Source organism: Falsochrobactrum shanghaiense (genome assembly GCF_003149535.1).
GTDB classification, from domain to species: domain Bacteria; phylum Pseudomonadota; class Alphaproteobacteria; order Rhizobiales; family Rhizobiaceae; genus Brucella; species Brucella shanghaiense.
In genome coordinates, this window is the sequence record NZ_QGDB01000036.1 from 1 (window position 1) to 669 (window position 669).

Consider the following 669-nt stretch of genomic DNA (forward strand, 5'->3'; position numbering starts at 1 on the left):
TATCTGCGCCTGATGCGGCGCGAGCGTCGCGTCGAATTGACCAGTACGCTGACCGAAGAGGATCTCGTGGCTGTTGAAGCCGCCTCGATGGAAGCAGGCCTTGAGCATCTCGATCGTGAACTGAACGAAAAATAGCATGATTCCAAGTGAGCCCAAGGTTGGCTGGATTTTCCCCTATTCCTATTTGTGGCACTGGCAGTTCGAGTAGGGACGGGAAGAGGGCGACAAGGATCGTCCTGTTCTCGTATTAGCTATCACGACGACACTGGAAGACGGATCGCCGGTTGTCAGGGTTTTGCCGATCACCCATACGCCACCGCAACGGGCTGACGAGGCAATTGAAATTCCCGCTGCCACCAAACGCCGCCTGGGACTGGACGATGAGTGTTCCTGGATAGTGCTCAGCGAAAGCAATCGCTTTGTCTGGCCGGGACCGGATCTGCGCCCTTTTGATGACGATACGGGTTATTACGGTCCGCTACCACCGGCGCTGTTTGCCGCGGTCAGAGACCGTTTTGTTGTACTCGCCCGCAGCGCCCGTCACCAGCAAACGCATCGCTCTGAATAGGCTGTTGCGCGTCTTTTTCTCCTCTGAAATCACTGCCTTTGCCACGACTTTTACCGATTTGCGCGCCAAAAGCAATAAGCTTCGATAAGCTATACTTATCG

1 pseudogene is annotated in these 669 nt (G+C 55.0%); it reads left to right on the top strand.

The features are described from left to right. Positions 1–136 precede the first annotated feature (136 nt). Positions 137–568: pseudogene (locus DKP76_RS19730) on the top strand (plasmid maintenance toxin (PemK-like)). The last annotated feature ends 101 nt before the right edge of the window (positions 569–669 follow it).